The following is a 24,312-nucleotide window of genomic DNA, read 5'->3' as shown; positions in this document are numbered from 1 at the left end:
CAGAAGCTGAGGCGGCCTACTACCAGCAAATCCGTGAGCTCGCCATGGCGGCGTGACTCACACCAACGAGTCTCCGGGGTTCCCGGGGCGGTTCAGAGCGTCATTTTTGGTCTCCGTTGAAGCAAATTTGCTCTCCGGAGCATGGCAATTGCACTCCGTAGGGCGCCAGCCTCTCTCGGTAAGGTGATTTGTACTATCCGCTGACTAATTTCTGCTCAATGGAGAGGAAAGTTCGAGCAATGTGCATGACGGGCGCGCCAGCGTGGGCAATGGTCAGTGGCGCAGCGCCCATAGAGAAAGCCTTGGCGTACGGGGCTTTCTGGTGGTTTTGGCTTGTGGTTATCGGCGGGCACGAACTGAAATCCCCGATATCGGGGATGAATCAGGACGTGGAGGCTCTCGCCCAGCGGTTTCTGCACAGGTCCGCAGTCACCCAAGCCTGACTTTTCCTCTCCGCAACGTCTTGCCAACACTCTGCAAGGCAAAAATCAGGCTCCGAAGGGCAACGTTCCTGCTCCGTTAGGCAAATTTTGCGCTCCAGAGCATGCCAGTCACCCTCCGGAGCGCCATTTTGGGTCTCCGTTGAGCACAATTTGCTCTCCGTAGCGTCGCAATTGCGCTCCGTAGGGGGCCAGCTCCTCTCCGTAGAGTGATTTTTGCCTTCCGCTGACGAATTTTTGCTCAACGGAGAGGAAAAATCGGGCAATTCGCACGGCGATGCAAGCCTCGTTGCCTCCAGCCCGGCCGCCGACACAAAGGCTGGATCGCCATCGATGGCACGGTTTTCAAGCAACCGGCCAACGAGCGCGCCGTCGCTGCGTCTGCGGTTAGGTGCGCATCTCTGCGCCGATGTCCTCAAGCAGGTTGGCGATCACGCCCAGGCGAACCGCAGCGGCTACGGCGATATCTCTGTCGATGAGTGTGGGTTCGAGCGCGTTGCCGCGGTTCTCGATCATCTGGTCGTCGATGGTGATGCCGACATGTACCCCGAGCGCATCGCCATCGACATCGAGCAGCGCCGAACCCGAATGACCCTGGAGCGCACTACGACGACGGTCGTTCGGAAGAGGTCTATATTTATTGCCTCAGCGAGGCGAATCCGCAGCCCTGAGAGCATCCGACAAAACGCCTGGCCGGATTTCTGAAGGCGCAAGCGACTCACGCCGCGATGCGTCCGCCACTCTTCGGCAACACGCGACACCACCAGCGCGCGCACTGCCCTGCTGCCGCCTTCGCCGGCTGCAGTTCGGCCTTTTCTTTCTCGCTCAGCGCCCGGTGCCCGAAGCTGACCACGCGCGTGAACGCGTTTCAGCATCCTCGAGGCATGCACGGCCACCTCACAGCAGCCGCACACGCCCGCTCACACACGCTCATTCGCAACAGCAAACCTCACCGGCAATACTGTGCGTACTCGTAGTAACCGCGGTTCCAGTCGCCATCCGAATAGCTGGCATCGCCATTGGGATCGCAGTAGCCACCGGACTGGGTCATGGGGCAGCCGCTGGTGCGCGCCGGATGCTGGCAGTAGTTGTCCGTGCGGTTGCAGGGGCAGCCGGGATAGGGATTGGTAGTGCCTACGCTGATATTCCATGCCTCCGTGGTTCCAAACCATTCCACGCCATCGCGCACCATGCGTGCACCGAGCGTCGCCGTTCCTGATGATGGCGCGGTGACATTGAAAGTGAAGGTATGGCTGGCACCGGGTGCAATCGACACGTTGCTGCAAAGATAGGCGCGCGCATTGGTGGGGTTCACGTTGTAGCCGCCGCAACTCCACCCGCTCCAGTTCATGGTGTTCGACGAGGTCGAGCCCAGGCGATAGTTGTTCGCGGCGGTCCAGGTGGTGCCGCCGGTGTTGGTGACGCGTACCGAAACCTGGCGTGTTTCATTGGGCGCCATGCTTGTCGGCACCGACGATGCGCTGCGTACGATGGTCGCGTTGTTGCCGCCCCCACCGGTCCAGTTCAGTGCAGCGACCGCGCCTCCGGTGTTCTCGTAGTAGTCCATGCGGATCGTATGTGCACCAGCATTCACCCAGTGCTGGGCGTTGAATGTCGTAGCCCCCTGGTCGCGCCATTGGTCGATGATGGCAACCCCGTCTACCCATACACGTACACCGTCGTCGGCCGTGGCCGAGAACATGTAGTTGCCGGATGCCGCAAACGATGCGGTGCGCTCGAAGCGGATGGCGTAGTTGTCATCGCCGGTGCAGCTGCTTGCGCGCCCGTTGCCCCAGTTGAAATTGAAACCGCCGGCGCCGACGGCGTCATGGCGTATTTCGACCGGATTGCCGCTGAACTGGCGGTTGTTCCAGATCTGCAGGCGCCAGCGGTCGGTGGGAAGCCCCAGCGCTGCGCTGCTGCAGCCGGCCGGCCCGCAGTTTGCCGGATTGCGGAACTCTGTCTTGATGTCGGCCAGGGCCTGGGGAATGTTGCGCAGTGCGAAGCCCGGAAATCCGCCGCGGACGGCGTCGGTGAACCAGCACAGGGCCTTGACCTCGGGCAGCACACCGCGCGACGCGTTGTAGTTGCGGATTTCCTCGTACGCCTTGTTGATCCAGCCGGCCTGATAGTTCTGCTGCGGCACGGGGTCGGTGCCGCCGGTATACGTGTTGAATTCGGTGATGTAGACCGGCTTGCGCTTGGCGGCGGGAATCGCAGCAATCACGTTACGGTAGTAGCGGAAAGCGCTGTCGAACGACCAGGCCGGGATCGCATTGCAGGCTTGGCGCGGATCGACGCAGGAACCGCGAATACCGCCGGTGTGGATGGCGAATCCGTCCGAGGCGGTCAGTGCATTCGCCATGGTGGTCATCCAGGCCGGGTCGGTGAACGGCGAATTGAACGTCGCCAGCAGCTGCACACCGACAGGCTTGCTCGCCCACAGGGCGTTGAAGGCGTCCGCATATTGCTGCGCGTTGATGGGCTGCACGTCGTAGTCGAGGTTGGGCTCGTTGCCGACGATAAACAGCGGCGATATGCCGCCGAGCTTGCTCGTGCACTGGAAAAAATCGGCCTTCCATTGGATGTACTCGGCCGCGTTCACCGGCACCGCCACCTGCCGGCCGTTGGACTGCTTGTAGTCGACACGGAAGATGACCTGCATGCCCTGGTTCCTGGCGGCATTGGCCAGATTGCTGATGCTGCTGACGTCACCGCGGCAGATCGAGACGGCCGGTACGAGTTCGACCGACCAGCCGCGCTCGCCGGCGGGCTCGGCCGGGTTGACCATGCTGGTGTCACCGGAAAAGTCGTGGACGCCGACGAGGCAGGTGTTTGCACTGACGATTGCCGGTAACACGCACAGTGCCGCAGTCAACACGCCGGCACACAGGCGGCGCTGTTTCACGGGGATAGGGCTCATTTCGAAGTATCCGTAGGCTTGAGTGAGATCCGCTCCGGAAAATGCCCTGCCCTCAAGGAGATGCGTCTGGCCGGCATCCGGCATGGCTGCGCCATTGCCGCACGCCATGCCGTGCAGTCCTGGGGTTGAGTGTGGGCGGCCGCCAGCGTCCCTGGGCGCGAGCGGTGTCCGGGGTTTGTGCACCCACTGGCCGGGTGCGCTACCTGTGGCAGCGCACCCCGGCTGTCGGCGCGTCCGCAGATTACGCGGCGATCGTTGCAGAAAAGTAGAACTACGCAGCTATTGCGACAACGATGTAATGTGTATTGGTTAAAATGACATCATTGAAGGCAACAGGCCATTATCTGAACGGCTACGGCCAGAGCGTAGCGAGGATGCCCATGGCCCTGCCGAGCCGGCGACCTGCTGCGCAGCAGCATCGCCAGGCGTCACTTTTTCGAAGCCAGCGCGCCTTTGCCCTGTTCAATGCGTATTCGAATGCCTGCCGGCGCGGATGCACAGGGCTCCAGCAGGCTGAGGAGTGCCTTCATTGCATTGCGACTGTCGCTGACTACTCCGCATGATCCGCCGTCTCCGCCACCCGGCGTGCCGTCCGATGCCTGGCTGCGCGCCAATGAACTGTTCGGCGATGTGATCACGCTGCCGCAGGATGAACGTGCCGCGTGCTCGACCTGCATTGTGGCGACGACGTAGCGGCCGCAACCGAGCCCGGAAAAAACAGTACATCAACACGCAAATTATAAAAAACAACGATGCCAATCTTTTGATCGGCACTATGCCGGCAGCTGCCCTGACACAAAAACAGCTGCATCAGGGCGCGTCCTTCGCAGAAGGACAAACGAAAGTGAGAAAAAAATCGTGTCCGATTTGGATCGGACCGCCCCCAGCGCGCCGATCATCCATACGCGATTGAAGTTTGAAATTTTTTCCGCTTCCATCCGCTATTGGTACGTTCCGCGCGGATCTTCCAGGGCGAACCCGTGACGCAGTCGATAGCCTTCCGGCTTGTTTCTCCAGGGAAGGCGTGAAATGCAAGGTACCTACGATTTCTGGCTTGTTGCCCTGTCCTATCTGATTGCCTCGCTGGCTGGCTTTGTCGCACTGGAGTTCGCAACACGACTGCGCGCACGTGACCGCCAGCGCCAGCCCTGGCTGGTCGGCGGGGCCGTGTCGATGGGAACCGGAATCTGGTCCATGCATTTCGTCGGCATGATCGCCTTCTCGTTGCCGGTACCGATCAGCTACGACATCGGCATCACGTTTCTGTCGTGGGTTGCGGCCGTGGCCGTGTCCGCGATCGCGCTGTACATCGTCGGCTACGGCCGGCTCACGGCACTGACGCTGGTTGCAGGCGCGCTGGTCATGGGCTTCGGCGTCTGCCTGATGCACTACGGCGGCATGTTCGCGATGCGTATGACGCCCGGCATCAGCTACCAGCCTGGCCTGTTTGCCGCATCTGTCGTGATCGCCGTGGTTGCGTCGGGCGCGGCGCTGCTGATCATCGCCTACCTCAAGGAAGTCGCTACCTGGAAAGACGTTGCATTGCGCATCGGTGCGGCCATGATCATGGGCCTCGCCGTCGTCGGCATGCACTACACCGGCATGGCGGCTGCCGTATTCGAGGACGGAGCACGCTGCTATGCCGGTAACGACCTTCCCGCCGCCATGCTGTCCTGGCCCACCACGGTCAGTGCGCTGCTCATTCTTGGTTTCGGCATCTGGTTCGCCCTGGGTGATGCGCGCCACCTCGCCGCACGGCGCGTAGCCGCACAGGAGATGGAATCGCGCGTGCGCCAGATGGCCTTCACCGACAAAGACACCGGCCTGCCCAATCGCGCGCAGCTGTCGCAGATCATTACCGACCGGCTGCGGCAACGCGATACGGAAGGTTTCGCCCTGGTGACCTTCCGGCTCGAAGCGCACGACGGCGCCTTGCCGACGAGCGAAGCCATGTCGCTGCTCTGCGATCGCATCCTGGCCGCCCTGCCGCGCGCCATCATCGCCAGGACACAGACCGAGCATCTGGTCGCGCTGATCGATGGACGCATGGACCATGTCGGCGCGCGCTGCATTCCGTTGATCGAAAGCCTGCGTCACGATGCGGCGCTGAAGGCACGATTCAAACTGATCGTAGGCAGTGCGCACTCGCCCAGCGACGGCGAGAACGCGCAGTGGCTGCTGCTGCGCGCCGCACCCAAGGCATCTTCCGCGGGCTTGTTCGACAATCGGGGAATTCGGCAAACGGCCAATAGCGTCGTTTAGGACTCCGGACACTTTGGTTTCTTCCCTCCGCCGTGTCGGCACCGGCAGGTGCCGTCGGGAAGGTCGCGCAAACGACGTCCGGCGCCCTGGCGAATCTTGCCCAGGGCGCGGCTGCGACGGTCTTGGCCCGTCGTGAAGAGAGATCAGGCTTTCGCGGCGTGCTCGTACTCGTGCGAACGCAGATCCGGCCCACGCCATCGGCGCGCCCAGAACGGCAGCTGCGCGTAGCGTATCGGCGCAGCGTAGGTGCCGCGCAAACGCTGGCGATAATGCGCATGGACGGTCGTCATCTCGGCAATGAACGCGTTACGTGCGGCTGGCGCATCGGCATTCTGAATCGCCGTGGCCGCGCATTCGGCGGAAGCGAGCGCATGGAAGATGCCTTGCGAAGCGACAGGGTCGAAGGAAAGCCCGGCATCGCCGATGACGAAGAATCCGGGGGCGGTCAGCGCCAGAGCGGCCCAATCGAGTCCGGCACTGGCGGCCGGCCGGGCATGTACGGTTTCGTCTGCGCGAAGCGGCAGCACAGCGGCAAGCAGTGCATGGCGCCTTGCCTTTTCCAGCAGGCAGGGCAGCGTCTTGAGCCGGCGCAGTTCCGCATCGTCGGCATCGAGATGGAAGGCCAGCACGCGCTGCCCCGAGGGCACGCGCACGCTGTACCACCAGCCGTTGCTGTCGGCGCAGATGCGCGTGCACTGGTCGGTGTCGGCCATGTCGGCGGGAAGGTAGGCGTGCAGGCAGATCAGTTCGTCTTCGATGCGTCGCGCAAGGCCGAGCTGGCGCACCACGGCGGCCGTGCGGCCCGTCGCGTCGACAAGCACGGGCGCGCGATGGCTCTCGCCCGAGGCATCGCAGTCGATCTGCCAGTGGCCGCCGTCCCGCGTCGCGCGCAGCACGCCGCAGTCGCCGATCAGTACAGCCCCGGCGTCAACGGCGCTTGCGCGCATATCGGCATCGAAACGCGTGCGGTCCAGGTGCCAGCCGGCGCCGTGGGGATCGCGCAGATGATCGAACCAGCGCGGTTCGTTGCTATCCCACAGCGATACGGTCGCACCGCGTTGCGCATGTCCTGCCGCGAGAAAACGCTCGAACGCGCCGCAGCGCTGCAGCAACAAGCGCGCGGCGCCCGGCAGCGACTCGCCGATGCGGGGCAGGCCCGAGGCCTGCAGCGGCGCGCGGTCGAGCAGCAACACCCGGCGCTGCGGGCTCAGGCGGCAGGCCAGCGCCGCACCCGCAGGCCCGGCGCCGACAACGATCGCGTCCCAACGGCTATCGGCCATGCGGCTCAGGCGCTGGTGGTCGGCGTTCCTATGCGCGCAAGCTGGCGCATGCGGGCATCGGTGGAGATGCGTTCTGCCTCGCTCATATCCTGGCCGCCCTGGTCTTCGACCTGCATCAGCGGCGGGAAATCGGCGTCGTCTGCAATGCCGGGCCGCACTTCGACGATGCCCTGCCGATCGAAATGCTCGACCATGTTGACCAGCTGGTTCTCGTAGCCGACGCCGAGTGTGCGGTCCCAGTCCGAGCGCTTGTTGAAGGCGGCCAGGCGTTCTTCGCGCGACAATGCGAGATCCATCACTTTTGCGTAATTTTCCACATCCAGCACCTGGTTTGGCACACGCGCAGGCCAGAACGTAGGCAGGTAGGGATCGTAGTTGGGCTGATAACCGGAACGGCAGCTGGCGGTGTCGGTCTGCCAGGGAATCGCCATCCAGCGCGTGATCGAACCGGCAAACTGGGCGTAGAGCGGGCCGTCGTAGGAGTTCGCTTCGGCCGGCGTCAGCGTGCTGCCGTAGTCAGGCTCGGGGTTGTCCGGGGCGCGGTGGCGCCAGCGATACGGTTCGAGATACATGCTGGCGTGGCGCACCGGCCAGGTCATTTCGCAGCCAGGATGGAAAGCGTCGGCGAGGCAGAATTCCAGCGCGGCGCGGTCGAGCATCGCCGGCTGCGCAGCCGGCGCTACCTCGTCGATGCAGCGTGGCGGCCGGGCGGCGGGATCGTAGTCGGCAATGAATTCGCCGTTGGCCCAACGGTCGAGCAGGGCGAGCTGCGTCGTGGTCAATGCCGTCATGGCGCGTGGTATCGGCGGCATGGGCACGTCCATCGCATCGCCATAGACCCAGGGCCAGGGCTTCAGCGAGATGTCCTGGTCCAGCGGATTGCGGAATGCGTTCGCCACGGTGCGCCGCAATTCCTTGTAGGTATCGCCGGGCTGCGCCAGCTTGTGCAGATAGGCCGGATCGAGGAAATGCTGCGGCATGCCGTAGCCGAAGCCGGCAGCAAAACCGGCATTCATCCATTGCAGGTCGCACAGCGCGGTGAAGATGGGCAGCAGGTCGTGCTGGAACGACGGCCGGACCGGTGCCGGCAGCTGGCCGGCCTGGATCGCCATGTCGGTCATCAGCGCGTACATGGTGCGCACGGATTTCTGCTGCGGGCCGTAGTTCGGCGGCGCGACCACGACCCAGGCCGGCGCGACGTCGAGTTCGTCGCCGTCGAGCCTGACCCGCGCCGTCACCGGACCGTCGCTGGTGTCGTCGTACCAGCCGTCGTTGTTGGCGAAGGTGACGGGCGGCTGGTTGTCGATCGAGGCCGACTTGCCGTAGCCACCGAATACGAGCAGGCGGCCCTGTGCATCGGTGCGCAGTTCGCCCAGCTCGACGGCGATGCCGAGGAAACGGCCGTCGTCGAAATGGTATTGCGCGCCTTGCGCCGCCGGACTGTCGATGCGCCGCGGCGTGGGCGTAATGGACAGCCTGCTGCGTGCCGGCCCCTGCACAGTGGCATTGCGGCGCGTCGACGGCGTGGCGGTCAAGGCTTCGGGAATGTCCAGCGCTAGCTCGAAGTTGTACCAGGCGGCCTTGTGGTTGGCCAGCTCGACGGTCCATTCGATCTCGACACCCTCGCCCATGTGCAGCTCGCGCACCACGCGGCCGGCGGCGTTGTAGCCGTAGATGCGGAACTGGGCCACTTCGCGCTTCAGCGCACCGCTGGCGTCGCGATAGCTGCCCGGTGGCTGCGGTGACGGCTCGGCCACTTGCGGACCGATGTAGTAGCCGTCTTCCGCGCGGGAATTGCCGACGCGGGCGATGCCGATGGCCGGGTGGATCTTGGCATGGACGATGCGCTCGTCCGGCGTGGTGCTGCGACTCATGAGCCCCCTCCGATGAGTATGCGATGCGGCGGCCGCGGCGATGGACTACGGCGCCGGGCGACTCTGGCGCGAATCGGCGAATGCGTCAAGCAAAAGTGTACATCACAGCGATTGACGCATATGCAACAGCGCAGCGCCGTTCGCCGGCCAATGCCGTTCCTGGCCTGGCGCAACATTCGCCAGCAGTGTTCATCGTGTCCATGGCCGCTTGCGGTGGCCGCCGCCCCCCGCCCAGCTGCAATCGGCAGTCCTCGGCAGTCCCCGGCAGCCTTGGCTAGCAAAGCGTAAAAAGCCTTCGCCGACGCTCATCGAACGATCGCCAGCCCGCGGGGCACCGCCGGCGGCGTTGCGGCACTTTCCCCAGCCTGCTGAACACCCGGCGGATTCCACCCAATCCCGTGGCCGTGTCTTTGCAAATTGTCGCACCCGACCTGCCGCAAGGGACTGGCCAACACTGTGTTTATGACAGTACGGTGACATACTCGCCGCAGTGTGTGATCGGCCCGGAAAAGGTTTCGGCGCAAGCCCTGCCTCGCGCCGTGCATCGCTGTACTGGATACCGTCCCGGACAAAAATCCATGAAGAATTTCCGTAGCGTGAAAATTTCCACCGATCGGCTGGGCGTGTTTTCGTTTCTGCTATTGCTGGCCGGCTGCTGGCAGGTAGCGCAGGCCGCGCCGGTCTGCGGCGAGCGGATTTTCGACAACGCTTTCGACGCGCCTTCCGCTGCAGTGCCCTGCCTGACATCGGACGCCTTTTTCGACGACCGCCAGGTCCGCGAGATCCGCATCGTCTTTCCCGATCCGAACTGGTACCAGACCCTGTACAACGCCCACGATACCGACAGCACCGATCCGGCGTTTCCGGCCTCGTTCGAATCTCAGGGCATCCAGTTCGGCAAGGTCGGCGTGCGCATGAAGGGGCATTCGTCCTTCAGTTATCCCGGCACCAAGAAATCGTTCAAGATCGATTTCAACTATTTCGATCCGCCCGAAACGCCGGGCAATCGGGAAACCGCGTTCTACGAGCTGAAAAAGCTCAATCTCAACAACAGCGTCTACGACCCGACCCTGATGCGCGAGAAGCTGTTCATGGACTTCGCGCGCCGGTTCGTGCCGACCGCGGTGCGCGTCGTACATTGCCGGCTGTACATCAACGGTGCTTACTACGGGCTCTACTCGGCCGTGGAGCAGGTCGACAAGACGCTGCTCAAGTCACGCTTCGGCAGCGGCGACGACGGCAACCTGTGGAAAGGCGCGGCACCGGACGATGTGACCGATCCCAGCGCCGATTTCGGCTCCGACCTGACCTGGCTGGGCACGTCGCCGACACCGTATTTCGCGCACTACCAGCTGAAGACCAACGAAGAAGGAAACGACTTCGGCCAGCTGATCCAATTTGTCGATGTGCTGAACAACACGACGACGGCAAGCCTGCCAGCGGCCTTCGAGCCGATTGCCGATGTGCCCGACATCCTGAACGGCCTGGCCGTATCGAACCTGTTCGCCCATCTGGATTCGTATACCGGCTCTGCGCACAACTACTATCTGTACGACCGCAGCGACAACGGCAAGATGACGCATATCTTGTGGGACGCGAACATGGCCTTCGGCAGTTTCCGCTTCGGTGCCAGCGGCAATATGACCCAGCTGGCAGCGCTGTTCGTACCGACGCCGACGTCAAGCCAGCCGCGTCCTCTGCTGAGCAAGCTGTTCGCGGTGCCGAAGTACCAGCGCCGCTACCTGCGCGACCTGGCCCAGATGCTGCGCAGCGGTTTCGATACCGCAGCCATGCAGGCGGAAATCGACCGCATCGCGGCGCTGATCCGTCCCGACGTCGTCGCCGATCCGCGCAAGTTCTATACGATTCAACAATTCGACGCGAACCTCTACAACGACATCACGTCCGGCAACACGATCTACGGCCTGCGCAATTTCGTCACCCAGCGCGCGAGTTTCCTGAATGCCCAGCTCAATGGCCTGGCGGCGAAGAGTGATATACAGCTCAACGAACTGATGTCACTGAACACCTCGACGCTACAGGACGGCAACGGCGACTACGACCCCTGGATCGAGCTGTACAACCTCGGCCCCGGCCTGGTCAGCCTGTCGGGCCTGTATCTCAGCGACGATCCGTCCAACCCCACGCGCTGGGCGCTGCCGACGGGCAACCTCGACGACGGCCAGTTCCTCACCCTGTGGCTGGACGGCCAGCCTGCGCAGGGCAGCAACCACGCGAGCTTCAGCCTCAATCCCGCCGGCGGCACGCTGTATCTGTACCAGAGTCCGTCTACCCTGATCGACACCATCGTCTATCCGGCCTTGAACGCCAATCGCGCGCTGGCACGCCTGCCGGACGGCGAAGGCGCCTGGGCCACTACCAACCGGCCTACGCCGGGCACTGCCAACCAGGCGGCCGTCGACGAACCCGGCACGCCGCCCGTGCTGTTCATCAACGAGCTGATGGCAGACAACACCAGCCTGCCTGATCCCGACGAACCGGGCGGCTTTGAAGACTGGATAGAGATTTTCAATCCGAACGACACCGCCGTCGACATGGGCGGCCTGCACCTCACCGACAACCTGGCCACGCCGACGCTGTGGACCTTCCCCGCCGGTGTCAGCATTCCCGCGCATGGCTATCTGCTGGTCTGGGCCGACGACGAGGCCGCACAGGGCCCTACGCATGCGGGCTTCAAGCTGAGCAAGTCGGGCGAATCGGTAGGCCTGTATTCGAGCGACGGCACCATCGCCATCGACACCATCACGTTCGGCCAGCAGACCACCAATGTGTCGTACGGACGCTCCGTCGACGGCGCCGGCACCTGGGGCTTCCAGGCGACGGCTACGCCGGGGGCGACCAATACGCCGTAACGGCAGGGGAACGCTGCCGCCGCTTCCCCGGCGGGAGTTGCGGCAGCGAGCAGGCGCTCCAGCGCGCCCTCGCTGCCGCGGGGAGCGCCGTGCCGGATGGCATCGGCTTGCCGTTGCGGACCCGGTCAGCTGCCTGTCCGCACCGGTGCACGGACAGGCATGCTTTTGCGTCAGTGCGCCGCGGCTGCCTTGGTTGGCTGCAGCTCGGATTTTTCTTTCTCGCTCAAGGCGCGATGGCCGAAGCTGACCACGCGCGTGAGCTGCCAGCCCTGTGCTTCCTGCTTCCAGATCATGAGGAATCTGGCGCTGCCTTCGCACTGGCCACTGGCCAGTTCGCAGAAGCGGTGTTCGCCTTCTTCGATCGCGCCGAAGTCTTTTATCGGATAAATCTTCAGCGTTGCCGGCAGCAGTTCGCGGCGGACCTTGCCGCAGATGTATTTCTGCGTGTTGGCGACCACGGTTTCGCGATCGAAAGTGGCGCCGCCTTTGTCGTGGTAGAACTCGACGCTGGGCGAGAACAGCGCGGTGAACGCCGGGATGTCGCAGGCGTTGTAGGCATCGAATAGTTTCTTGTCCAGCGCCGCGATGGTTGCGGTCAGGGCAGCATCGGCAGTGCCATCCTGTGCCGCAGCCGGGCCAAGCCCCTGCGCAGCCAACAGCGCCAATGCCAGTAGAGCGGTACGAATGCCACGGCGAAACAAGGTCATGCTTTTTCCTTGGAAGGGAACGGAATAGCCGTTTGACACAGGGCCAGTGTGCAGGCTGTCCGGCCATCCGGCGCGACGGCAACAGCGCGCCGCCGGGCAGTGCGGTCTCGCGCGGGTTTTGCTGCGCCATTGCGTACAGCCGCAGCAGCCTGCTGCGGCATTGATGCCGCCAGCGACAATTTGGTTGCACAGATTTCGGCGATTTCCTGGCGCGGCCGATTTCGCTGTCCACCCGAGCGGTACGACAGCCTGGTGGCCTGGCCAGCGTCCACCCTGGCCTGCGCCGCATGTTCGGCCGCGACGGCATTGTCGTAGACCTGGTGCGCGATGGCGTTCTCGCGCAGCAGCGGCCGGGGGCGCGCCAGGTCGGCGCGGGCCGGGGCCAGCGGTGCGGCAGTGCTGCTCTGCCGGGCCAGCAGTTCGCGCGGATCGATGGCGAACACGCGCTGGCCGCGCTTCACCCCTTGGCCGTGTGGACATACTTGCCGACCAGCACGCCGCCGACACGGGAGCGCAGGCGGGTTTCTTCGGAACGGGACACCTGTCCGGCGAAATCGCGGTGCAGGCGCAGATCCTGTGCCTGCACCGCGATGACCTTGACCGCGACAGCCGGCGCCTTGGCCGGCGGCGGCGCGTTACAGGCAGCCAGCGAGTAAAGCAGCGACAGCAGCATCAAACGACCCTATGCCGGACGCGGGCAACGTACGCGTGAAAAGGATTGTCACTGCCCTGGGAAAATTCTCCACGCATGCGCATGCATAAGCCTGTCGCCGCAGAGCTGAGCAGGACGCTCCGAGCGTTTGCGCGCCGGCGCCAGCGTGCGGATTCGGCATTTCCAGAGTGGCAATTCTGCGGCCGGGCTTGTTCCTCGGCCTGCACCCGATCTTGTCGTGTCGCGAGCCAATCTGGAACGCCTTTTCCATCGTCGTGGAATGGCGCTGTAAGCATTATGGAATGCCCTGCCCGCCCACACCGCCCATGCTGGCCACAGACCGCCACGGTGCCGCGCTGTCCTCGCGGCTGGGGACCGGGCCGGTTCTGCATGTACCGCCGCCGGACACAGGCTCGACAACCGCCATCGCAACCGGCTGCGGCGCATCGCCCCTGAGGACTTCGACCATTATCGCGGTTCCGTCGCGACGACGGGCTCGCTTACTTTCAAACGGGAATGCACATGAAAAACTTTGCCACTCTGTCGCAGCTGGCCGCGGCGCTTGCCCTTGCCACCGCCGTACCGGCCTTCGCCGCCGATGTTGCCCGCAACGGCTATGCCGAAGCCCTGTATGCCGACTATGCCCGCGACGCCGACAGCCGCATCGCCTTCGGCGTGGAAACGCTACAGGCCGGCGCACTGACCGACATCGCCGGCCGCAGCCTGGAAAGCCTGGTCGGCAGCAGCAGCTATCTGATCGAGGCCAACGACGGCCCCATCGGCCTGAGCGAGCTGCGCATCGGTCCGGTCGACCAGGCCAAGGTGAACAACGAGGCATTTGCTGCCACGGTGGACGGCTTTGCCGCAGCCGGCCTGCCGCTGGACCAGGGCAGCTATCGCCTGCTGGACATTGCCGTAGCGATGGACAAGCAGGTGCAGCAGCATCGTGCGGTGGAGTTCTGCTGGTCGGCGCGCGCGCATTGCGTGGTGTTCGACCCGAACATCGAGTTCCTCGATTCCATCGTCAACGGCCATCGGGAACTGCGCGCGCAGGGCTATGCGCCGCGGGAAGAACGCATCGCTGCACCGGCCACGGAAGCCGTCACGGCGCGCTGCGGCCTGGCCAGCGACCCGCGCTACATCATGAAGTCGCTGACCTGGGGCGCCTACAAGCGCACCTATAAAAATGTATACGGCATCACCATGGTGACCAAGAACCTGGGTGGCCAGCAGTCGGGCATCCGCTGCACCAGCAGCTGCGCGGTGGCACCGTTCGGCTACAGCAATTCGTCCAGCGCATTCGCGAACATTCCGTTCTCGGTCGACTGCGGCAACGCCTTCGGCTCAGGCACTACCGGCCGCACCGGCAAGTTCGACGCGGAAACCAAGTGTTCGCACCGCCTGACCTTCAGCGCCAAGGCCGACGCCTCGGTCGCCAACCGCGGTTCGGCCTCGGTCGACATCAAGTGGGACACCACCGGCAGCATCGACAGCAACGGCGGCCACATGATCGATACCTGCGGCATGTTCTGAGCAGCGCAACAGCGCGGCAGTGCATGAACCTCCCCTCCGGGGTTCATGCCTGCGGCTGCGCAATTAATACTATGAAAACCTTATAGAAAGCCTAGGTTGTGGCAAGCCGCAGGCATACCCCGGCATCGCGGCGTATCCGCAGCAAAAAGCCCCTGCCGGAGGGGCGCGTTGCCAGCGTCGCGCTACTGCGAACATTCCTTCGGCACGGGTTCTTCGCTGGTGGGCCGCGTCGCTGTCGGGGTGCGCCTGCGGCTTACCCCAGCCTACGGCGTGGCGTGGGCCAGCTCGGCCGGTGTGGCGGCGCCTGCTGCGATCAGCGGCGCGGTCAGGTGCTGCGGCAAGGTGCGCTCGCCGGCCAGCGCCGCCGCCTTGTGCAGGTCGAATTGCCAGGCATTGATGTCGGCCATTTCGCGGTGCAGGCCGGCGAACAGCAGGGCGGTATCGAAATCCCGCGGCACGAGCAGGGCCAGCGGCGCCAGCGCTTCCATCGCTTCGACGCTGCGCCCCTGCTGCAACAGCAGTGCAGACAGCACTTCGGCCACGCTGCGCTGCTCGCGCAGGTCGCGGCTGGTAAGGGTCAACGCCAAGCCTCTGCGCAGCAGCGTTTCGGCCTCGGCGTTGCGCTGCTGCCCTTGCAGCCGGCGCGCACGCACGATGATGGCCTGTACGCAATCGCGCGGCTCGGCCTCGGGTGCAATGCCGGGCAGCAGATCCTGCTGCGCGAGTTCGGGCCGGGCGCGCTGGAGCAGCGCGGCGGCATGAAATGCCGATTCGCGCGTATCGGCCGACTGCGCCAGCGCCAATAGCGGCTGCGCCAGCTGCGCAGCACGGACGGGTTCGCCGCGGGCCAGGGCGAGTTCCGCAGCCAGCAGCGCACCACGCGCAATTTCGCCGCTGCCGCTGGCGCCAACCAGAGCCAGGCTGTCCAGCGCCTGCTGCGCCTCGCTCAGGCGGCCCAGGCCGGTCAATACCTCGATGCGCCCCTGCAGCAGGCGCGCGCGCAATTGCTTGTCGGGCAGGCGCGCCAGCAACAGCTGGGCGCGTTCGCTGCTGGCCAGGGCGTCGTCCCAGCGCAGCAGCGAGCATTGCAGGTCGATGATGCCGGCCAGTGTCGCGCTGAGTTCGTTGATCGCGGCATAGTTGCCGAAACGCGTCGCCGCCGCCTGCAACTGCTCCAGCGCTTCCAGCGGACGTCCGCCGCGCCGCTGCAACAAGGCCAGATTGACTTCGGCCCGGGCCACGCCGAGGTCGTCGCCGGCGGCATCGAGCAGATCGCGTGCGCGGCTCAGATCGTTGCCGGCCTGCTCCAGGCGCAACTGCTGCAAGGCGATACCGCCGCGCCCCATCAGTGCCCGGCCCAGATCGCGCCCGGCGGTAGTGCCGTCCAGCGCCGCAATCGCCGCGGCGAAATCTTTCTCGCTGCCGGAATAGTCGCGCTGGCGCATGGCGATGGAGCCCCGCGCCACCAGCACGCGGCCGCGGAAGGTTGCGTCTTCGTCGACGTGTGGGTCGAGCAGCAAGGCATCCAGCGCGCTGCGCGATTCGGCCAGGCGGCCGGCGCGGTAGTCCAGTTCGGCGGCGAGATAGCGCGTGTTGCGCTCCATGCGTTGCGCAGGCGGCAGTGCCTGCAGCCATTCGCGGATGCTGTCCAGCTCATTGCCCAGCAGGCCGGCGCGCACGCGCAGTGCGGTTTCGTCCTGCGCCGTGCGTTCGCTGCCGCGCGCGCGGCCGAGGCTGGCGAGCAAGGCATCGCTGGCGGCGACCGCGGCGTCGAGAATCTGCGCGTGCTGTTGCTGCAATGCCAGGTCGATGCCGTTGGCGCGGCGTCCTTCCAGGCTCAGCTGCCAGCCCGAAGCGAGGCGGCTCAGGCGCGGCTGGATCAGCAGTTCGGCGCGCAAGTCCTGCGGGCGCAAAGGCAGGTCGATGCGGTTTTCCCGTGCGGCGGCCAGCGCCGCCAGCACGCTTTCGCTGGGCGGTACGACCAGGCCCTCGGCGCGCAAGCGCGCCGCAATCAGGTCCATCAGGCCCAGCCGCGCCCAGGCACTGTCGGTGCCGGCTGCGGCCTCGATTTCCACCGGCAATACGATGATCTTGCCCGTCGTCGCCGCCGCGCTCGCGCCGGCCGGCAGGTAGACAGGTACAAAATTGGACAACAGTACCAGCAGCGCGATGGCGGCGATGGCGGCCAGGCTCCAGCCGATACGGCGGCGCTCGCTGCGTCGCGAAGGCCGGGCCATGGGCAAGGACCCCGCCGCCAGCAGCACCGCGGCGGCAGGCGGCATGCTGTCGGCCGGGGCGGATGCGATGTCTGGCAAGGACAGCGCCAGCGATTCCACGGCAGGCACCGGTTCCTCGGGCGCAGCGGCCGCGTCCTCCGCCGTCTCAACCACCTGTACCGGCCCTACCCAGTGATAACCGAAGCCCGGCACGGTGCGGATCAGGCGCTGCTCCACGCCGTCGTCGGCGAGCAGGCGGCGCGCGCGCAGGACGGTCTGCGCCAGCTGGGTATCGGATACATTTGGCCGATTCCACACGTGCAGAATGAGTTCGTCGCGCGCAACGGCCCTGTCGCGATGCTCGACCAGATAGGCCAGGCAGTCGAAAACCCGCTTGGGCACCGTCACCGGCCCATCGGGGCCGCAGATCAGTCGCGAAGCACTGTCCAGACACACATCCGCAAAGCGATACAGCATCGGTGTTCCCCACCAGGCCTGCACCGCGGCGCCCCTGCGCCGACGGCGACGCGCCACGGCATACAGCCGCGGGCGACGATTGCTGTCGAAAAGGTTCTGCAACGGCACGCCCCCCAGCGCAACCGTCGCGGCATTCTAGACGGGAACTTCCGGCCATGGCGAGCAGGAGCACTCCTGTCCGGCCTGCGGGCACAGGCCAGGCCAGAAGCCCGCGCGGCGCGCAGCGAACGCTGTCGCAAACCTGCAGCCTTGCTGCAGCACTTCGGAAATTCCCCAGGCTACTGCCAGAAACTGGCCGATGTGCTGCCTTGTCCACAGCTTCACGATGCACTGCAACAAACCGATGACACGGTCACGGCACAGGCCAGCCCCAACACCGCAATGCGCACTTTGGAATCGATTTGGAATGACTTCGCCGCCAGCGCGCGGCAGAGTCGGCGGTCACTGTCGTCCGCCTCGCCGCGGCCGGCTTTACCTGCCGGCCGGGTATGCGGGCTCCCTGAAGCTTTGCAGCACCAGCCGGCCCTTCAACGTAGACCTCGTGGAGAAGCTCGTATGCGTCACACCTGTCTGGCCCTGGCGGTTAGCGCTCTGCTCGGCATGACGGCAACCGCCGGCGCCCAGTCGACCCAGCCCGATATCGGTCGCGAAAACACCATCGAGAAAAAGCAGGCCGACCTGGCCCAGGCGCGGGCCGCATTCCCGGACTATTTCGCCGCGGCCTATGCGCGCTATCCGCGCCTGCCCGCCGGCCTGCTCGAAGGCGTCGCCTATGTGCAGAGCCGCTGGGTGATGCTCGACGGCGCCTACACCGACGCGGCCGAGGCGCCATCGGCGATCGGCCTGATGGGCCTGTACAACGGCAATGGCTTCCGCGACCAGGTGGCCGAGGCGGCAAGCCTGCTCGGCATTGCGCGCACGCAGATCGAGCAAGAGCCCTACTGGAACGTGATGGCCGCCGCCGCCCTGCTGTCCCGCGCCCAGGCCGAACTGCCCCGCGGCAGCACCGAAGCCGCCCTGCTGCAGGCCTATGCCGGCGTCGCCGCGGGTAAATCGGCGATCGATGCGTTCGCGCGGGAAAGCTTCGCCTACGACGTGCTGCTGAGCATCGACCGCGGTGCCGACGACGACGGCATCCGCATTGCCTCGCGCGCGATCGACTGGGAAAAGCAGTTCGGCCTCGATGCCCTGGTACGCCAGCGCGCGCCGTTCGTGCGCCTGGATGTGAGCCGCGGCAGTGTCGAGGTCGACGGCTACCACGTCGATACGGTCGACGAGACCCTGCGCCGCACCGATCCCGTCACCGAAGCCATCGAGAGTACCGACTACGGCCCCGCGCTGTGGGTCGCCTCGCCCTACTTCCATGCCCGCGGCCAGTCGATCACGGCCGTCGCCATCCATACCATGCAGGGCTCGTACGCCGGCAGCATTTCCTGGTTCCAGAGCAACCCCAGCTCGGTCAGCGCGCATTACCTGATCCGCAGCTCCGACGGCCAGATCACGCAGATGGTGCGCGAATCCCAGGCGGCCCATCACATCGGCAGCCAGAACGGCTATACCCTGGGCATAGAACACGAAGGCTTTGTCAACAATGCCAGCTGGTATACAACGGCGATGTACAACGCCTCGGCGGCACTGACGCGGCATTTCTGTTCCACCTATTCGATCTCCTGCGCCAGCGCCTACAACGGCGACGCCCACAGCGGCATCGTCGTGCTGGCTGCCTCGGTCAAGGTCAAGGGGCACCAGCACTTCCCCGACAATACCCATACCGATCCGGGCATCAACTGGGACTGGCGCCGCTACTACACCCTGCTCAATCCGGGCAGCGGCGGCACGACGACCCTTCTCGACAGCTTCGAAAGCAGCGAAGGCCACTTCACCTCGACACCGAGCTATTCCGGCAGCACCACCGGCATCAATGCCACGTCCACCGCCGAGCGCGACTGCACCATTGCCAAGGCCGGCAACTGCTCCGAACACCTGACCCTGGTCGACAACCCGGCCAATACCCAGGACTGGGCCGTGCGCTTCCTCTCCGGCGGCGGCACGCCCGGCAGCAACAGCAGCGTCTCGCGCAACGGCCGCGTGGGCTTCTGGGTCTATGTCGGCGGCAGCGGCTTCACGGTCGGTGTCGGCATCGACGACGGCGCGGCCACCGAACGCTCCACGCAGAAAGCCGTGGCGGCGAATACCTGGACCTATGTGGAATGGAACCTGGCCGATGCCGGCCAGTGGGACGCCTGGGTCGGCGGCAACGGCAGCATCGATGCAGCCAGCGTGACGCTGGATGCGATCTGGCTGGAACACGCCCACACCACGTTCACGGTGAACGCGTATATCGACGACGTGCAGTGGAAATCCAACTGAGCGCGTAGCCGGCACCACAGAAAAACCGCTCTCCGGAGCGGTTTTTTTCAGGCGTTCTTCGCCAGCAGCTGCTGCGCAAAGCCGAGATTGGTCTGAATACGCGCACGCTCGCTGTCGGGCAGACTGCCGCTACCGAGCAATTCCTCGCACAGCGCCGCCGAAGTGGTGCCGTCGCCGCAGTACCAGCTCGCCACGGCCAGTTCGTCCTTGGCACGCCAGGAATAGACACCGTCGTCGACGAACAGCAGATCCTCGGGCATGGGCAGGCTGGCCGCGACGCGGGCAAACACCACGGCCGAGGCATAGCGCTGCTGCAGGCGCAGATAGCGCGCCAGCTCGCACAGCGATTCTGCCCGCGCCGGACGGAAATCGTAGGCGTCGAGATAGGCGGCAATGATTTCCGCCGCACTGGCGTTCAGGCGTTCCAGCAGGCGCGCCACCTGGAACCTGGCATAAAACACTTCCTCGTCCCAGCCACCCAGTGCGATGCGGCGGCGATAGGCAGCCAGCGATTCCTCGTTGCGTTCCGCATCGCGCAGGCTTTGCGCGTAGTAGAAGGTATTGCGCGTGTGGCCGGGATCGCGCTCCAGCGCCTTGCGCAGAATCTCCGCATCGGCCGCGTATTTCTGCACCGCCGGCACCTGGCTGCGCGCGCCATCGGAAAAGGTCTCGATCTGCCAGCCCGCCAGCTTGGTCGCGGCGGCAGCATGCTCGGATACCAGCACCTCGTGCAGCACGCCTTCCCAGCGCCAGTCGCGATCCAGCCGCACGATGCAGACGCGCCAGTAGCGCGTGAGTCCGAACACGAACTGGAACATATGTCCCGGCAGGGTTCCGTCGGGCCGCGCCGCATCGGCGGCTACATGCAGGATTTCGTCCGCATCGATCACCAGCGCCAGCTCGCCATGCCGGCGCGCCAGCTGCAACACCTCGTTGCGGTTATGCGCGAAATCCACCCAGGGGCGTTCGATCAATTCGCCGGGCTTGTCGCGCATCAGGGAGCGGATCAGTTGCTGGGTGCCGTCGGTGGAGCCGGTATCGGCAATGGCCCAGCAGTCGATATGCGGCAGCACCGAACGCAGGCAGCGTTCGATAACGGCGGATTCGTTCTTGACGATCATGGATAGGCAAAGGCGCATGAGGGCGATTTTGCCTGAGAACGGAGGAGATGGGACACGCTGCGCGGGCGCAGGATGCGCGACACGCGACAGACAGCGCCAGGCGCCTGTTGCGGGATGGGACGCCGGACGCCGGATGCCGGATGCCGGATGCCGGATGCCGGATGCCGGATGCCGGATGCGTGACAGCCTGACACAGGGGTGAAAGTTCCTTCTCCCCCACGCAGGCGTAGGGGAGAAGGCTAAACCGCTACGGCGCAATTCGCTTTCGCGCATCGCGCCCTACGACATTGCGCAGCGCTTACCAGTAGAACTGCGCACGCGCTTCGAGGATGTTCGGATTGTCGTCCAGCTCGGCGCGCAGCGAACTCACGTACTTGCTGCTGTTGACCTTGACGTAGTTCAGCATGAACTTGAAGTTGGAACGCCAGTACCAGTTCACGCCCAGGGTGAGGTTGTCTTCCTTGCCACCGAGGATGGCGCCGTCGTTCAGATCGGTCGCGTCGTAGCGCAGGCCCAGCTGCCACATGCCGCTGGACGGGTTGTCCGGCAGGTTGGTGGTGGGCAGGCCGGCCTTGTAGCCCCAGGTTTCGCCGGTCAGGTTGTATACGCCGTAGACGTACCAGCTGTCGCCGCTCCATTCCTGCTGGTTGGTGGTGCGGGTCACGCGCGAACGCATGTATTCGCCCTGCACTTTCAGCGGGCCGCCGACCCAGAGGCCTTCCAGGCCGTAGGTACGCTGGCGGTCGGCATTGAGGATGTTGCCGGTGTCGACCAGGCGAATGGTGGCCTGGTCCGCATCCGGACGCACGCGCGGACGCGCCGTGTCGGCATCGGTGTCGAAATCGACAGCAGAAAGACCAAAGTGGAGAATGTTTCCGGTTTCGGCCATCGGCGCGAAATAGACGCGGCCGCCGAAGCCCTGGCCCTGGTTGAGGTTGCGGGTCAGTTCGCGACCGAAATAGCTGATCTGGTAGCCGAAGTTCTGCGAGTCGTCGCCGTAGGCGACGCCGACGCGGCGGGCCACGCCGAACAGGTTGGTGACCATGGCCTTGGCGATGAAATCGTTATGCCGCGTGCTGGTCAGTTCTTCCAGGCTGTTGGGCTGCTTGTACTGGCCAGCCAGCACATAGTTGGTGCCCAGCTTCCACTTGATGTTGGCGTCCAGCCACTTGTTCGCCTTGCCGTCGTAGCCGGCAGTCCAGTCGAAGCGGCCGCCCTTGCCCTTGAGGATCACTTCGGCGCGGCGCATGTCGAACTCGCTGTCCTTGCCGTCGTTGCCGACCGGCGAAGCGGCGTTGAGGTCGGCGACATCGTTGTCGAACCAGTTGCCGTCAGCCTGCATCAGGCCTTCGAGGCTGATCTCGCTGCCGTTGATCACGTCGATCGCGATCTCGGCCTGGGCGCTGCCGGCGAGGGCCGCGGAGACGGCAAGGGCAAGAAGACGCGGAGTCCAGAGTTTCATGGGTTAAAAGCCCGTTAGCGTTGGGAAGGCGCGCAGGGTATTGCGAACTCGTTACGGAAATATTGCAGTGGCTGGACGGTAAAACGACACGCCTTTGTCATCCGCATGTAACAACGATCCGTAAGATGGACAACCCCGTTTTTCGCCTACAGCGGGCATACCGACGCCCAAGATACAGTTAAAAATGTATCTATTTTTATACCTATCGAAAAACGAAGACCGCGATGCAGTCCCATTGCCGGGCGGCGCAATTCGCGTCGCTCATCGCGCCCTACGAAACGCCGGCACGGACTCTCGGGCACGGTAGCCGCCCTGCGTAGGGGGCGATGAGCGCAGCGAATGGCACCGCCGCCATGCGAGCACCAGACAGCTCCATCGCCGCGCGGCGCAATCCGCGTTGCTCATCGCACCAAGCGCAACGCAACCACCGCCACTCAGGAACTGCAGGACAGCATGGAACAGCCCGCGCGCGAGCGCGCCCAATCAGGCCGGCGTTGCGCCAGGTGTTCGCGTCCGGGCTGGTCGTCGTAGGGACGGCGCAAGGTGTCGAGCAGTTCGTGCACGCTGGAAAGATCGCCCTGCTCTGCCTTGTCGATGGCGATCTGCGCCAGGTAATTGCGCAATACATACCGCGGATTGACCGCATTCATGCGGGCGCGGCGCTGTGGCAGGGGCGTGCCGTCCTCGGCCAGGCGCGCCGCATACTGCTGCAACCACGCATCGAAGGCGGGCTTGGCGGCCGTGTACTTGGCTTCGTCGTAAAAGCTGTCGCGCAAACCAGCGACATCGCCCGCGCTCGCGTCGACGTCGGCCAGGCCGCGGAAGAACAAGGTCATATCGACTTCCGCATCGGTCATCAGCGCATGCAGCGACTGCATCAGCGCGACATCGTCTTCGCTGCACTCAGCCAGGCCGAGCTTGGCCGCAATCGTGGCCTGGTCGGCCGCGACGAAGGTGTCGACATAGGCCTGCAATCCCTGGTGCAGGCCGTCGTGGGAAGACAGCAAGGGCGCCACCGCACCGGCCAGGCGGCCGAGGTTCCAGTAGGCAATCTGCACCTGCTGGCCAAAGCGATAACGGCGGTGTTCGCGGTCGGTGGTATTCGGCGTCCAGTCCGCATCGAAATTGTCGATCCAGCCGTAAGGGCCGTAGTCGATGGTCAGGCCGAGTATCGACAGGTTGTCGGTATTCATCACGCCGTGCACGAAGCCGACGCGCATCCACTGCGCGATCATCAGCGCGGTGCGCGTGCAGACCTCGCCGAACCACGCGATGCGCGCCGCCTCGCTGCCGGGCGCATGCGCTGCGGCAATGGCGGGAAAATCGCGGCGGATGGTGAAATCGAGCAATTGCGCCAGCAAGGCATGATCACCGCGCGAGGCCGGCAGTTCGAAATTGCCGAAGCGGACGAACGACGGCGCCACGCGACAGACGATGGCACCGGGCTCGGGCTTCGCATTGCCGTCGTAGAACATGTCGCGCACCACGTCTTCGCCCGTACCGATCAGGCATAGCGCACGCGTGGTCGGCACGCCGAGGTGATGCATGGCTTCGCTGCAGAGGAATTCGCGGATCGACGAACGCAGCACGGCGCGGCCGTCGGCCCGGCGCGAATACGGCGTAGGGCCGGCGCCCTTGAGCTGCAATTCCCAGCGCTGCCCGGCGCGATTGACGATTTCGCCCAGGCTGATCGCGCGGCCGTCGCCGAGTTGCCCGGCCCAATGACCGAACTGGTGGCCACCGTAGTTGGCCGCCCAGGGCTGCATGCCCGGCAACTGGCGATTGCCGCCGAATACCTGCGCGAACTCGGCCGAGTCGACCGCGGCCGCATCCAGGTCGAGCAGCTGCGCCACGTCGCGCGACCAGGCCAGCAGCTGCGGCGCGGCCACGGGCGTGGGCAGTACCGGCGAATGCAGCGCGCCGTGCACCTGGCGCGTCTGTGGACCGGTTTCCGCATCGCCCGGCAGTTCACGCACGAACGCATTGTCGAACTGGAAATTCAGCACTGGGGTTTCCGCACAGATTTAGAGAGTGAGTACGCGGCTTTCGCGCTGGCGCCGCCGCGCACGGGACGCCGCAGAGAATTGGGGCCGGCGGCGCAAACCCAAGCCGGCACGGCCGC

16 protein-coding genes are annotated in these 24,312 nt (G+C 65.0%); 6 read left to right on the top strand and 10 right to left on the bottom strand.

Features of this window, described 5'->3' with window-relative positions; all coding sequences use genetic code 11:
- Window positions 1–656: 656 nt before the first annotated feature.
- Window positions 657–1,145, top strand: a complete 489-nt coding sequence (locus tag DFR29_RS12335) for a hypothetical protein (protein ID WP_133818899.1) — start codon at window positions 657–659, stop codon at window positions 1,143–1,145.
- Window positions 1,146–1,389: 244 nt separating this feature from the next.
- Here the strand turns inward: DFR29_RS12335 and DFR29_RS12330 are convergent, their stop codons facing one another.
- Entirely contained in the window at window positions 1,390–3,363 is a 1,974-nt protein-coding gene (locus DFR29_RS12330) for a PA14 domain-containing protein (RefSeq protein WP_166654047.1), read from the bottom strand.
- Window positions 3,364–3,840: 477 nt separating this feature from the next.
- On the opposite strand from DFR29_RS12330, the gene DFR29_RS29155 reads away from it, so the two are divergent.
- Together DFR29_RS29155 and DFR29_RS12325 are read left to right on the top strand one after the other, a co-directional pair.
- Window positions 3,841–4,056, top strand: coding sequence for a hypothetical protein (locus DFR29_RS29155; RefSeq protein ID WP_208113583.1), 216 nt, complete (start codon window positions 3,841–3,843; stop codon window positions 4,054–4,056).
- A 336-nt stretch (window positions 4,057–4,392) separates the two neighbouring features.
- The gene (locus tag DFR29_RS12325; RefSeq protein WP_133818897.1) at window positions 4,393–5,625 is read left to right on the top strand and encodes an MHYT domain-containing protein; all 1,233 of its coding nucleotides are present in this window, start codon (window positions 4,393–4,395) and stop codon (window positions 5,623–5,625) included.
- A 143-nt stretch (window positions 5,626–5,768) separates the two neighbouring features.
- On the opposite strand, the gene DFR29_RS29655 is transcribed toward DFR29_RS12325, so the two are convergent.
- Both DFR29_RS29655 and DFR29_RS12315 read right to left on the bottom strand, forming a co-directional pair.
- Window positions 5,769–6,905 (bottom strand): NAD(P)/FAD-dependent oxidoreductase, encoded by a 1,137-nt coding sequence (locus DFR29_RS29655; RefSeq protein WP_133818896.1) that lies wholly within the window; start codon window positions 6,903–6,905, stop codon window positions 5,769–5,771.
- Window positions 6,906–6,910: 5 nt separating this feature from the next.
- On the bottom strand, window positions 6,911–8,779 hold the full coding sequence (locus DFR29_RS12315) for a LodA/GoxA family CTQ-dependent oxidase (protein ID WP_133818895.1): 1,869 nt from the start codon (window positions 8,777–8,779) through the stop codon (window positions 6,911–6,913).
- Window positions 8,780–9,357: 578 nt separating this feature from the next.
- Between DFR29_RS12315 and DFR29_RS12310 the strand changes: the two genes are divergently transcribed.
- Window positions 9,358–11,652 carry a CotH kinase family protein gene (locus DFR29_RS12310; RefSeq protein WP_133818894.1) on the top strand — a complete coding sequence of 765 codons (2,295 nt, stop codon included), beginning with the start codon at window positions 9,358–9,360 and terminating at the stop codon, window positions 11,650–11,652.
- Between the two features lie 170 nt (window positions 11,653–11,822).
- On the opposite strand, the gene DFR29_RS12305 is transcribed toward DFR29_RS12310, so the two are convergent.
- From DFR29_RS12305 to DFR29_RS12295, 3 genes are read right to left on the bottom strand one after another with little or no spacing between them, the layout of a single operon-like run.
- Window positions 11,823–12,359: a nuclear transport factor 2 family protein gene (locus tag DFR29_RS12305; protein WP_133818893.1), complete on the bottom strand. Its 537-nt coding sequence runs from the start codon at window positions 12,357–12,359 to the stop codon at window positions 11,823–11,825.
- Window positions 12,356–12,820, bottom strand: a complete 465-nt coding sequence (locus DFR29_RS12300; protein WP_133818892.1) for an efflux RND transporter periplasmic adaptor subunit — start codon at window positions 12,818–12,820, stop codon at window positions 12,356–12,358. Before DFR29_RS12300 ends, DFR29_RS12305 begins: the two co-directional genes overlap by 4 nt.
- Window positions 12,817–13,032, bottom strand: coding sequence for a hypothetical protein (locus DFR29_RS12295; protein WP_133818891.1), 216 nt, complete (start codon window positions 13,030–13,032; stop codon window positions 12,817–12,819). Before DFR29_RS12295 ends, DFR29_RS12300 begins: the two co-directional genes overlap by 4 nt.
- A 501-nt stretch (window positions 13,033–13,533) precedes the next feature.
- Between DFR29_RS12295 and DFR29_RS12290 the strand changes: the two genes are divergently transcribed.
- Window positions 13,534–14,544 carry a hypothetical protein gene (locus DFR29_RS12290; RefSeq protein WP_133818890.1) on the top strand — a complete coding sequence of 337 codons (1,011 nt, stop codon included), beginning with the start codon at window positions 13,534–13,536 and terminating at the stop codon, window positions 14,542–14,544.
- Between the two features lie 263 nt (window positions 14,545–14,807).
- Here the strand turns inward: DFR29_RS12290 and DFR29_RS12285 are convergent, their stop codons facing one another.
- Window positions 14,808–17,237 carry a winged helix-turn-helix domain-containing protein gene (locus DFR29_RS12285; RefSeq protein WP_133818889.1) on the bottom strand — a complete coding sequence of 810 codons (2,430 nt, stop codon included), beginning with the start codon at window positions 17,235–17,237 and terminating at the stop codon, window positions 14,808–14,810.
- Window positions 17,238–17,792: 555 nt separating this feature from the next.
- Between DFR29_RS12285 and DFR29_RS12280 the strand changes: the two genes are divergently transcribed.
- Window positions 17,793–19,607, top strand: coding sequence for an N-acetylmuramoyl-L-alanine amidase (locus DFR29_RS12280; RefSeq protein WP_208113582.1), 1,815 nt, complete (start codon window positions 17,793–17,795; stop codon window positions 19,605–19,607).
- 47 nt (window positions 19,608–19,654) lie between these two features.
- On the opposite strand, the gene DFR29_RS12275 is transcribed toward DFR29_RS12280, so the two are convergent.
- The 3 genes from DFR29_RS12275 to DFR29_RS12260 all read right to left on the bottom strand — a co-directional run bounded on the left by DFR29_RS12275 (window position 19,655) and on the right by DFR29_RS12260 (window position 24,196).
- A complete protein-coding gene (locus DFR29_RS12275) occupies window positions 19,655–20,746 on the bottom strand; it encodes a glycosyltransferase family 2 protein (RefSeq protein WP_243746029.1) in 1,092 nt (363 codons plus the stop codon).
- A gap of 280 nt (window positions 20,747–21,026) precedes the next feature.
- Window positions 21,027–22,190 (bottom strand): OprO/OprP family phosphate-selective porin, encoded by a 1,164-nt coding sequence (locus tag DFR29_RS12265; RefSeq protein WP_133818887.1) that lies wholly within the window; start codon window positions 22,188–22,190, stop codon window positions 21,027–21,029.
- Between the two features lie 434 nt (window positions 22,191–22,624).
- The gene (locus tag DFR29_RS12260) at window positions 22,625–24,196 is read right to left on the bottom strand and encodes a protein adenylyltransferase SelO (RefSeq protein ID WP_133818886.1); all 1,572 of its coding nucleotides are present in this window, start codon (window positions 24,194–24,196) and stop codon (window positions 22,625–22,627) included.
- Window positions 24,197–24,312 lie beyond the last annotated feature (116 nt).

The sequence above is a fragment of the Tahibacter aquaticus genome (assembly GCF_004363655.1).
Classification (GTDB): Bacteria; Pseudomonadota; Gammaproteobacteria; order Xanthomonadales; family Rhodanobacteraceae; genus Tahibacter; species Tahibacter aquaticus.
This window is presented reverse-complemented; position numbering and strand designations above follow the sequence as displayed.

Excerpts from the sequence above, each read along its gene's own strand:
- DFR29_RS29655 (WP_133818896.1), bottom strand. The coding sequence starts at position 6,905 with ATGGCCGATAGCCGTTGGGACGCGATCGTTGTCGGCGCCGGGCCTGCG.
- DFR29_RS12290 (WP_133818890.1), top strand. The coding sequence starts at position 13,534 with ATGAAAAACTTTGCCACTCTGTCGCAGCTGGCCGCGGCGCTTGCCCTT.
- DFR29_RS12295 (WP_133818891.1), bottom strand. The coding sequence starts at position 13,032 with ATGCTGCTGTCGCTGCTTTACTCGCTGGCTGCCTGTAACGCGCCGCCG.
- DFR29_RS12265 (WP_133818887.1), bottom strand. The coding sequence starts at position 22,190 with ATGAAACTCTGGACTCCGCGTCTTCTTGCCCTTGCCGTCTCCGCGGCC.
- DFR29_RS12310 (WP_133818894.1), top strand. The coding sequence starts at position 9,358 with ATGAAGAATTTCCGTAGCGTGAAAATTTCCACCGATCGGCTGGGCGTG.
- DFR29_RS12305 (WP_133818893.1), bottom strand. The coding sequence starts at position 12,359 with ATGACCTTGTTTCGCCGTGGCATTCGTACCGCTCTACTGGCATTGGCG.
- DFR29_RS29155 (WP_208113583.1), top strand. The coding sequence starts at position 3,841 with ATGCCTGCCGGCGCGGATGCACAGGGCTCCAGCAGGCTGAGGAGTGCC.
- DFR29_RS12275 (WP_243746029.1), bottom strand. The coding sequence starts at position 20,746 with ATGCGCCTTTGCCTATCCATGATCGTCAAGAACGAATCCGCCGTTATC.
- DFR29_RS12285 (WP_133818889.1), bottom strand. The coding sequence starts at position 17,237 with ATGCTGTATCGCTTTGCGGATGTGTGTCTGGACAGTGCTTCGCGACTG.
- DFR29_RS12330 (WP_166654047.1), bottom strand. The coding sequence starts at position 3,363 with ATGAGCCCTATCCCCGTGAAACAGCGCCGCCTGTGTGCCGGCGTGTTG.
- DFR29_RS12280 (WP_208113582.1), top strand. The coding sequence starts at position 17,793 with ATGCGTCACACCTGTCTGGCCCTGGCGGTTAGCGCTCTGCTCGGCATG.
- DFR29_RS12325 (WP_133818897.1), top strand. The coding sequence starts at position 4,393 with ATGCAAGGTACCTACGATTTCTGGCTTGTTGCCCTGTCCTATCTGATT.
- DFR29_RS12315 (WP_133818895.1), bottom strand. The coding sequence starts at position 8,779 with ATGAGTCGCAGCACCACGCCGGACGAGCGCATCGTCCATGCCAAGATC.